This is a genomic window from Desulfovibrio sp. SGI.169 (assembly GCF_050313595.1).
Lineage (GTDB): Bacteria > Desulfobacterota > Desulfovibrionia > Desulfovibrionales > Desulfovibrionaceae > Desulfovibrio.
Genome location: NZ_JBNPLS010000045.1, coordinates 1 through 9,091, shown reverse-complemented (window position 1 = coordinate 9,091; position 9,091 = coordinate 1). Strand labels below are relative to the sequence as shown.

At 63.5% G+C, this 9,091-nt stretch carries 8 protein-coding genes and 1 tRNA gene; 6 read left to right on the top strand and 3 right to left on the bottom strand.

Annotation, left to right across the window (positions count from 1 at the left end):
• Positions 1-22: 22 nt before the first annotated feature.
• On the bottom strand, positions 23-1,585 hold the full coding sequence (locus ACQRA4_RS13010) for a cobyric acid synthase (RefSeq protein WP_427823490.1): 1,563 nt from the start codon (positions 1,583-1,585) through the stop codon (positions 23-25).
• Positions 1,586-1,697: 112 nt separating this feature from the next.
• On the opposite strand from ACQRA4_RS13010, the gene ACQRA4_RS13005 reads away from it, so the two are divergent.
• From ACQRA4_RS13005 to ACQRA4_RS12995, 3 genes are all read left to right on the top strand, one after another.
• Complete coding sequence (locus tag ACQRA4_RS13005) at positions 1,698-3,737, top strand: AsmA family protein (protein ID WP_427823489.1); 2,040 nt, start codon at positions 1,698-1,700, stop codon at positions 3,735-3,737.
• A 215-nt stretch (positions 3,738-3,952) separates the two neighbouring features.
• Complete coding sequence (gene motA, locus ACQRA4_RS13000) at positions 3,953-4,801, top strand: flagellar motor stator protein MotA (protein WP_427823488.1); 849 nt, start codon at positions 3,953-3,955, stop codon at positions 4,799-4,801.
• Positions 4,802-5,045: 244 nt separating this feature from the next.
• A complete protein-coding gene (locus ACQRA4_RS12995; protein WP_427823487.1) occupies positions 5,046-5,753 on the top strand; it encodes an OmpA/MotB family protein in 708 nt (235 codons plus the stop codon).
• Positions 5,754-5,800: 47 nt separating this feature from the next.
• On the opposite strand, the gene ACQRA4_RS12990 is transcribed toward ACQRA4_RS12995, so the two are convergent.
• Positions 5,801-7,174 carry an L-serine ammonia-lyase gene (locus ACQRA4_RS12990; RefSeq protein WP_427823486.1) on the bottom strand — a complete coding sequence of 458 codons (1,374 nt, stop codon included), beginning with the start codon at positions 7,172-7,174 and terminating at the stop codon, positions 5,801-5,803.
• Between the two features lie 172 nt (positions 7,175-7,346).
• On the opposite strand from ACQRA4_RS12990, the gene infA reads away from it, so the two are divergent.
• Positions 7,347-7,565: a translation initiation factor IF-1 gene (infA, locus tag ACQRA4_RS12985; protein WP_006008898.1), complete on the top strand. Its 219-nt coding sequence runs from the start codon at positions 7,347-7,349 to the stop codon at positions 7,563-7,565.
• Positions 7,566-7,665: 100 nt separating this feature from the next.
• On the opposite strand, the gene ACQRA4_RS12980 is transcribed toward infA, so the two are convergent.
• Entirely contained in the window at positions 7,666-8,136 is a 471-nt protein-coding gene (locus ACQRA4_RS12980) for a phosphatidylglycerophosphatase A family protein (RefSeq protein ID WP_427823485.1), read from the bottom strand.
• 215 nt (positions 8,137-8,351) lie between these two features.
• Here ACQRA4_RS12980 and ACQRA4_RS12975 point away from each other — a divergent pair, with 215 nt between their 5' ends.
• Positions 8,352-8,789, top strand: a complete 438-nt coding sequence (locus ACQRA4_RS12975) for a hypothetical protein (protein ID WP_427823484.1) — start codon at positions 8,352-8,354, stop codon at positions 8,787-8,789.
• A gap of 52 nt (positions 8,790-8,841) precedes the next feature.
• A tRNA-Leu gene (locus tag ACQRA4_RS12970) sits at positions 8,842-8,927 on the top strand.
• Positions 8,928-9,091 lie beyond the last annotated feature (164 nt).

The window sequence follows — 9,091 nt, the reverse complement described above, 5'->3', positions numbered from 1 at the left end:
CGTCTATTTTGGCAAGTGGACGTTAGAGCTCCAGCAGGCGGCAGACAGCCGTCATATCCAGACTGGCCTCCACAACGTCGGCCAGGCGATCCAGCTCCGGCCCCAGACCATAGGCGCTGCCCGCAAGCGGCGCAAGACCCCGATCCCGCCGCAGGCGGTTAAGCAGCGCATGCCGAAAGTCGTCCGCATCGAACACGCCGTGCAGATAGACGCCCCAGACCCGCGCCGCGCCGTCGGCCCCAAGCAGGCCCCAGCCCAGCGTCTGCCCGGCATGGTCGGTCATGAGCGGCGTCAGGGCCGGACTCGTTTGCGCGGCGCAAGGCTCGCTGCGCCCGTGGTGGATTTCATAGCCCGTTACCGCCCGCTCCTCTCCGGCCAGCGCGGCCAGGGCCAGGCCCCGTGTCCGGCGCAGGCGCTTGACGCCGTCCAGGGTCGTGGTCAGGGCCAGCAGGCCCAGGCCCGGCTCGCTGCCGCCTTCCTCCAGGCGCAACGGGTCGGCGATATTCCGCCCCAGCATTTGCAGGCCGCCGCAAATGCCCGCCAGCACGCCCCGCCCTTCCCTCAGGGCGCGCCGCGCATAGTCGCGCAGAGCCGCGGCCAGGCCCGATTGCCGCAAAAAGCGCATATCCGCGATGCTGTTCTTGCTGCCCGGCAGAATCGCCATGTCCGGCGCGCCCAGGTCGTCGCCGCGCCGCGCCACGCGCAGGCGCACGCCCGCTTCGGCGCGCAGGGCGTCCACATCGGTAAAGTTGCTGATATGGGGCAGATCCACCAGCACGACATCCAGACAATCCGGCGCGCGGGCCGCCCCCCCTTCCGCCGCGCCCAGGCCCGGCGTGATCCCCAGCTTGAAGCTTACGGAATCCTCTTCCGGCAGACGCAGATCCTCCAGCATGGGCACCACGCCCAGGAACGGCCTGCGCGTGCGGCGGCTCACCGCCGTCAGAGCCGGTTCCAGCAGAGAGGCGTCTCCCCGGAACTTGTTCAGCACATATCCGGCCACGCGCGCCCGGTCGGCCCGGCCCAGCAGGCTCATGGTGCCCACCAGGGCCGCGAAGGCCCCGCCCCGGTCAATGTCCGCCGCCAGCAGCACCCGCGCCCCGGCATGACGGGCCATGCGCATGTTTACTATGTCGTGCGCCCTGAGATTGATTTCAGCCGGGCTGCCCGCGCCTTCCAGCACCATGACGTCCATACCGGCGCACAATTCGTCGTAGGCGCGGCGCACGGCCTTCCAGGCCTCAGCCTTGTAGCGCAGGTATTCGCCTACCCGCATGCGGCCCACGGGCCGTCCCAGCACAATGACCTGGGAACCCGTGTGGGAGGTGGGCTTGAGCAGCACCGGGTTCATGCGCGCGTCGGCGGGCAGGCCGCAGGCCACGGCCTGCAGGGCCTGGGCCCGACCCATCTCTTCCCCCTGGTCGGTCACAAAGGAATTGAGGGCCATGTTCTGGGCCTTGAAAGGCGCGACGCGAAGGCCCCGGCGGGCCAGCAGGCGGCAGAGCGCGGCGGTGAGCAGGCTTTTGCCCGCATTGGAGCAGACGCCCTGAAACATCAGGGCCGGCGGACGGGGGCGGGATCGCATGGGCTTCTTCTTACCCTACAAGCGCGGGCCGCGGCAAGGCGGCTTGCAGGCATTGCCCGCATAGCGTATATTAAACCACGGGAAAAGCTTGCACCATCCACGCGGAGGCCGCATGAAACGAGTTCTGCTTTGGATTCTGGGCATCGTTGTTGCACTGGGCGTGGCCGGAACCGTGCTGCTCGGCCGCATTGACACGCAATTTGTGGTCAGGCGGATTGCCGACGCCACAGCCAGAGCCACGGGCAAGCCTCTGATTTTTGCCAGCGCGCCGAGCCTTTCACTGCTGCCGCCCGGCGTGAAGTTCGGGCAGGCGGACTGGGGCGAGGTCAAAGACGGCCAGGGGCTTGCCGTGTCCGTCAAAGGCGGCATGGTGGAGCTGGAGCTGGCCCCGCTGTTCTCCGGCAATCTGGTGGTGCGTGAGGTGCGTCTGGACAATCCCGTGCTGGAAATGCGCGAGGGCAAGGCCGTGGCCCCCGCCCCGGCGCGACCGGATCAGCCCCGTGAACAGGGCCCGCAAGACCAGACCCCGGCCGCCGCGCCCTCCGACGAGCTGCCTGTGGAACTGATGCGCCTGGTGGTGCGGCAGGGCGAAGTGCGCTATGTCGACGCGCAGGGAGCGACGCTGCATGTTGAAAATCTCAACCTTTCTGTGGAAAATCTGCGCCGCCGCGAGGAAGCCGGCGTGCAATGCGATTTTGCCTTTGATTTCAGGGAGAATGCCCAGAAAACCGTTCTGGCCGGCAACCTGGCGCTGGACGCCAAGCTGCGCTATTACGCGCCGCATCTGACCTTTCGCCAGATTTCCCTGACATTCACCCCGCTGCGCGGCCTTCTGCCCAAAGAGGCCGGCCCCGCCCAACTGATCTGTGAAGGCGCGCTCAACCTCCAGACCCGCAGTCTGCGCCTGGCCACGGCCCGCCTGACCACGCCGCAAGCCCGCCTGACCGTCGGCGGCGAAGCCACGCTGACGCCCCCGGCCTTCAAGGGCAACGCGAGTCTGGAAGCTTCGCCCCGCAAGCTGGCCGCCCTGGTCGGGCAGAAGCTCAAGCCTGTGGAAAATGACGTTCTCAGTTTCAAGAGCGCTCTGGAATACACGGGCGACAGCCTGCGCCTGCGCCAGATCGTCATGCAGCTTGACGACATTCCTCTGCGCGGCGACCTGAGCCTGGGCCTGGGCGCGTCTTTGGCGGTATCCGGCGGCATTCAGGCCGGCATGATCAATCTGGATGCCTACCTGCCCCCGCCGGAAAGCGGCAAAAGCGCCGCGCCAGCCCCCGTCAGGGCCGGCGGCAAACCCGCCGCCGACAGGGCCCCCAGCGCCGACGCGGTGAAAAGCCTGCCCTCGGTGAATCTGCGCGCGGCCCTGTCAGGCATACGCCAGGGCAAGTTCAGCGTCACAAACATCGCCTTCATTCTCAAAGGCGAGAAAGGCCGGTATGCCGTTACCTCCCTGAGCGCCGCTCTGGGCAGCGGCGGCGACATCAGGGGATCGGCCGTGGCGGATTTGCCGGCCCAGGCATACAACCTCAAGGCCACGGCCGCCAACGTCAATGTGGGCGGCCTTCTGGAGGCCCTGGGCAAGGGCCGCCCGGTGGACGGCATGGCCGCGCTGGATGCGGAGCTGAGTGCGAGCGGCGTCGACGCCAGGGCCATGCTGGCCGGGCTCAACGGTCGGGGGCTGCTTGAAGTGCGCCAGATGCATCTGGCCGCTATGTCGTCCCTGCCCAAAAACGTGCCGGGCCTGACCGGCAAAAAGGGTGTGGCGCCCGACCGCTTTGACCTTGTGCGCGTGCCCTTCACAGCCCGCAATGGCGACGTGACGGCCCAGCCCGTTACGGTCAGTTCCGCCGGGCTCAACGCCTCCGGTCGCGCCCGGGTCAGCCTGTCGCGCGAATATCTGGACGCCGCGGCGGATGTCAAAACCCTGGGCATGACCATTCCCGTGGTGGTCAGGGGGCCTTTCGGCAATATTTCTTACGGCGTTGATCCCAAATTCGCCCTGGACATGGCCGGCAAACTGCCCGGCGCGCTGTTGGACGGCGGCAAGACCGCCGGAGGCATGGTTCAGGACGGCGCGCAGGGTGTGGGCGGCGCGGTCAAAAAGGGCCTGGACGGCACGGGCGGACTGGTGCGCGGGCTTTTCGGCAAATAACATTCAGCATGTCGCGCCAACGCCGATAATGCGCCGGTTTTGCCTTTTCTCAGCGAAAGGCTAAAGATTTCTTCCGGGCGGCCGTTGAGAACGTCAGGAGACTGTTCCTCCTTGCGGAAGCGATTTCATATGGAGCATGAACAAACTTTCCACGCCGGGCGAGCTTCCGGCGCGGCGAAATTGCAGATCAGGATTGAGCTTACAGGCGGCGGAGTATGTATCTATTAATTGGTCTTGCCATCGTTGCGGTCTCGGTGTTTACCGGCTACACCCTGTCCCACGGCGAATGGAGCGTGCTTTTCCAGCCTGCGGAATTTATCATTATTCTGGGCTGCGGTCTGGGCGCGTTTTTCGGCTCCCAGACAAAATACACGTTTGGCCTGATCGTCAAGAGCCTGAAGCATCTTTTCGCTGACCCCGGCTCCAGCAAGTCGCGCTATCTGGAAACACTGACCCTGCTCTACGCGCTTTTTTCCAAAATGCACCGCGAAGGCGTCATCAGCATTGAAAGCGACGTGGAGAAACCTGAATCCAGCCCCATCTTCAGCAAATATCCCAATGTGTCCAAGGATACCCGGCTGGTCAACTTCATCGGCGACACCCTGCGCGTCTATCTGACCACCGGCGACCCGGCGGATATCGACAGCCTCATGGATGTGGACATTACCACCATGCGCGAGGAAGGCATTTTGCCCGCCCATGCCGTGAGCCATATGGCCGAATCCATGCCGGGCATGGGTATCGTGGCCTGCGTGCTGGGCGTGGTGCTGGCTATGGGCAAGATCAACGAACCCCCGGAAATTCTGGGGCACTACATCGGCGCGGCTCTGGTGGGCACATTTTTTGGTATTCTCTGCTGCTATGGCCTGTTTGGCCCTATGGGCGCCAAGCTGGAAAATTTTGTATCCGAGGAGCATTTTTACTATCATTCCATCAAGGAAGCCGTGGCCGCCGCCATTCGCGGTTCCACACCGCTGATCGCCGTGGAATACGGCCGCCGGGCCATTCCCTATCCCTTCCGGCCCAACTTCGCCGAGATGGAAGAAAAACTCAAGAACGGCTAGTGGCTGCTTGCAAAGGCAGACACTACAAACCCGCAAGGGTTTTGCGGCGGCGTGGCCGGCTTCATTTGCGAAAAACCACGTTTTTCGCCAACGATCCCGCAAAAATTCTTCGTGGAATTCTTCGCGGAATTTTTGCGGTTAGACACTAGGCCGGCGCGCTTCGGGATTGTCCGGCGACTTTGCGTCGCCGCTGGCCGCATACGCGCCGGTTATTCGCGTCGGTAAACGTCAGAGGGAAAGAAATATGAGCAGCGCCTGGAAAGTCGCTTACGCCGACTTTGTGACGGCCATGATGGCCTTTTTTCTCCTGCTCTGGGTGCTCAACATGGTTCCGCCGGAAACCAAAGCCGGGCTGGCGGCCTATTTCAACGGCGAGCGCAACTTTGATTCCAGTTCCACTTCACCGGTGTCCAACAATCCCTTTATCCAGAACACCGACAAGATCGACACCAGGGATCTCAAAATCAATGAGGTGGAAAAATCCCACTACGCCATTGCGCAGAAAATCAAGCAGATGCTCATGGCCGACGCGGTGCCGCAGCATTCGTCGGGCATCAGCGCCGACGACGTGGGCGTGCAGTTGCGCATCAATTCCGATGTCATGTTCAAGCCCGGCAGCGTGGAGCTTCTGCCTGAAGGCGAAAAGGTGCTCCACAGCGTCTTGCAGGTTTTGAAAGACTACAATCTCTACCTGGTGGTGCGCGGCCATGCCGACAGCAGCGAAGCCCAGCCGCCCTATGCCTCGGCCTGGGAGCTCTCAGGCGCGCGGGCGGCGGCGGTGCTGCACTATCTGGCTGATCGCGACGTCAAGCACACTCGCCTGCGCGGCGTTGCCTACGCCGATACGCGTCCGCTCAAACCGGGCATCGATGAGGAAAGCAGGGCCGTCAACCGACGGGTGGAATTCTTTTTCCACCGTCCAGAGGTCATGTCGTACAGCGTGGTCTATTAACCAGGCTTGCTGGCGCCCTGCCCTTTGTTCCCCCGCCGGAGGCCCGCTCAGCCCCTGTATGCCTCGCCGATGGCCTGGGCCAGCCCGCCCAGCGAGGTTTCCTTGTAGCGGGCCTGCAAATCAACGCCCGTGTGGTACATGACCTCGATGATCTTATCCAGCGAAACCACGCGCTGGCGACCGTCCTCCAGCCGGGAGAGCTGGGCGCAGTTCACGGCGCGTTCCGCCGCCACGCCGTTGCGTTCAATGCAGGGAATCTGCACCAGACCGCCCACCGGGTCGCAGGTCAGGCCCAGATTGTGCTCCATGCCGATTTCAGCGGCCGCCTCCACCTGTTTCACGCTGCCGCCGGTCACGGCGCAGTAGGCCCCGGCGGCCATGGAGCAAGCCACGCCCACTTCGCCCTGGCAGCCCACTTCCGCGCCGGAAATGGAGGCATTCAGCTTGTAAAAAAGGCCAATGGCCCCGGCTGTGAGCAGAAAGTCGCGCTGCCCCTGTTCCGTGGCGTGGGGATAGAAGTTGGTATAATACATCAGCACCGCGGGCACGACGCCCGCCGCGCCGCTGGTGGGCGCGGTGACGATGCGACCGCCCGATGCGTTCTCCTCGGCCACGGCAAAGGCGTACAGCATGGGCCAGAGGCTGAGGTCGCGGCGGCCCGCGGCCTGAAGCGCGCTGACCTTGCGCAGCAGGTTGGGGGCCCTGCGTTGCACATTGTAGCCGCCGGGCAGCACGCCGTCCGTGCAGCAGCCACGTTCCACGGCGGCGCGCATGGTGGCGATGATGCCCGCCACGCGCGCGGTCACATCCGCTTCGGAACGCCAGAAACACTCGTTGACCAGGGTAATCTCCGCGATGCTTTTGCCCTCCCGTTCGCAGATGGCGAAAAGTTCCCCGGCCGTGGCGTAGGGATAAGGCGGCGTGGGATATTCCTCCTGTGGCGCGTCAAAATTTTCCTCGGTACGGATGAAGCCGCCGCCGATGGAATAGTATGTCCTGTTCAGCAGGCTTGCGCCGTTGGCGTCAAAGGCCGTGAGCGTCAGCGCGTTGGGGTGGCGCGGCAGGAACATCCCCTTGTGCGCCAGCATGTCCCGCGCATAAACAAAGGGCACGGGCCGTTGGCCGGCCAGCAGCAGGTCCGCGTCATGCCGCAGCGCGCCGACCCGCCCGGCCAGACGCGCCGGATCCGCGCTGTGTGGTTCTTCCCCCTCCAGGCCGCTGAGCACCGCGCCCATTGTGCCGTGCCCTTCGCCGGTGAGCGCCAGGGAACCGTAGAGGTCAATCTGAATGCGGGCCGTGTTTTGCAGCGGCCCTCTGGCGCGCAGTTCTTCGGCAAAGGCCCTGCCCGCCAGCATGGGGCCGACGGTGTGTGACGAGGAGGGGCCGATGCCGATCTTGAAAAGGTCGAACACGCTGAGCATGATTTTCTCCACTGGGGTGAGGCTGAGACTGAGAGAAGTATGCCGGAAGAAAGGCGCGGCGTCGAGAGACGGAAACGGGCCCCGCCCTGTCGTGTGCGATGGCGCGGCTTGACAGGCGCGGGCTTTTTTGTGAAACTGCTTGCCGTTTGTATGTCTTCTTTATGGAGGTTCTATGGCTAAGGAAGGTTCCATAGAAGTTGACGGCGTGGTGCAGGAAGCCCTGCCCAACGCCATGTTCCGCGTGGAACTGGAAAACGGCCACGAAGTGCTGGCCCATATTTCCGGCAAAATGCGCAAATTCTATATCCGCATCCTGCCTGGCGACCGCGTCAAGGTGGAGCTTTCCCCCTACGATCTCACACGCGGCCGCATCACTTATCGCATGAAGTAAAACGCCGGGCGCGGCGCTTCCCCTTCCGCAAGCTTTTCCGGCTTTTGCGCCGGCCTTTTCAGCGCGCCCGCAACACGGTCGCCGCTCCCGTCTTTTGGCGTCAGAACAGCCCGATTCCATGCAGGGCGGCCACACAGAGCAACGCCCAGCATCCGGCCAGCGCGTCATCCAGCATGACGCCAAAGCCGTCCGGCAACCAGCGCTCGGAAGCGCGCACCGGCCAGGGTTTGGCAATATCGAATATGCGAAAAAAGCCAAAAGCCGCGGCCGCCAGCCAGAAGCCCGGATCGGCAAAAGGCAGCAGCACCAGCCAGACGCCCACCAGCTCGTCAATGACCACCTCGCCGGGGTCTTTGCGGTTCAGCAGTTTTTCCGCGCGCGTGGCGGCCAGCGCGCCCAGTACAAAAAGCGACAGCAAAAGCAGAACCCGCCCGCCCATGCCCAACGGCAAAAAAAGAAAAGGGGCCAGCAGGCAGGCCAGGGCCGTGCCCCAGGTGCCTGGGGCCTTGGGGGCCAGACCGGCCACGCCCAGACGGCAGAACGCCAATATGCACGCATCCTGAAAACGCATGGTTCCTCCAGTTCAGGCAGGGCCGCGCCGGCGGCCTGTTCCGCGTATAACCTCTTTCCGGCGGCAAGACCAGAGCGTCATGCGCCTTTTGGAAAAAGCGTCTGATGCAAGGCTGTTGCTGCAGAAGCAGCATCAAAAGCGCATATGCCCCAAACCAGACGCCATGTTGCCTAATGCCGGGCTTTGACATATAAAACCGGCAGATTGAGGCCGCTATGGATAAGAATCGCAGCGAAATTTTCGGGCAGTTCAATTACGACGAAAGTCTGACCTACGAAGAACTGCTGGATGCGGAAAACACGCTGACCGCCGGGCTGGCAGCCCTTCTGCAGCGGGCCGGAGCCGCGCATCTGGACTTTACGCCGCTGGGCGACGCGCTGATGTGCCAGTGCGTCTTTGAAGCGTACAAGCTTTACGTCTTCCGCAAAATTGCGCAAGAGGCGGCGGCGCTGCTGCCGCGCGGCGTCACCGGGCGTCTGCTGTGTGTGGACAAAAGCCTGGCCGCTCTTCATGTCTACTGGATTCAGCCCGGCCAGTGGCAGGAGGAAGAACGCCCCGTTCCTGTCGCCCCGCCCCAGGGGCTGAAAACCTGGCGCGCGCCCGCCGCCTCCGACGCGACGGACGCCACAGACGCTGCGGAGGATGAGCACTGAAGGCCGGCGCGTCGCATGCCGCGACGGCCCCACCCGCCGCTGTGACAATAATGCCCGGATGGTGGAATTGGTAGACACAAGGGACTTAAAATCCCTCGGCCTCTGGCCGTGCCGGTTCAAGCCCGGCTCCGGGCACCAAGAGTACGTAAGAGAAAAGCGGTTTCACCAAATAAATGGAGAAACCGCTTTTCTTGAAATCAAATGAATTGTGCCGCCATTGCGCCACCTAGGTTCAGGACTCATTAAATATAAAAGGTGACAAAGGCAGCGATGCAAATGGCGGAAAAGAAGGTGTGGCACAA

Bases quoted from the DNA above. Each gene is read 5' to 3' on its own strand.
- ACQRA4_RS13010 (WP_427823490.1), bottom strand. From the start codon at position 1,585: ATGCGATCCCGCCCCCGTCCGCCGGCCCTGATGTTTCAGGGCGTCTGC.
- ACQRA4_RS13005 (WP_427823489.1), top strand. From the start codon at position 1,698: ATGAAACGAGTTCTGCTTTGGATTCTGGGCATCGTTGTTGCACTGGGC.
- motA (WP_427823488.1), top strand. From the start codon at position 3,953: ATGTATCTATTAATTGGTCTTGCCATCGTTGCGGTCTCGGTGTTTACC.
- ACQRA4_RS12995 (WP_427823487.1), top strand. From the start codon at position 5,046: ATGAGCAGCGCCTGGAAAGTCGCTTACGCCGACTTTGTGACGGCCATG.
- ACQRA4_RS12990 (WP_427823486.1), bottom strand. From the start codon at position 7,174: ATGCTCAGCGTGTTCGACCTTTTCAAGATCGGCATCGGCCCCTCCTCG.
- infA (WP_006008898.1), top strand. From the start codon at position 7,347: ATGGCTAAGGAAGGTTCCATAGAAGTTGACGGCGTGGTGCAGGAAGCC.
- ACQRA4_RS12980 (WP_427823485.1), bottom strand. From the start codon at position 8,136: ATGCGTTTTCAGGATGCGTGCATATTGGCGTTCTGCCGTCTGGGCGTG.
- ACQRA4_RS12975 (WP_427823484.1), top strand. From the start codon at position 8,352: ATGGATAAGAATCGCAGCGAAATTTTCGGGCAGTTCAATTACGACGAA.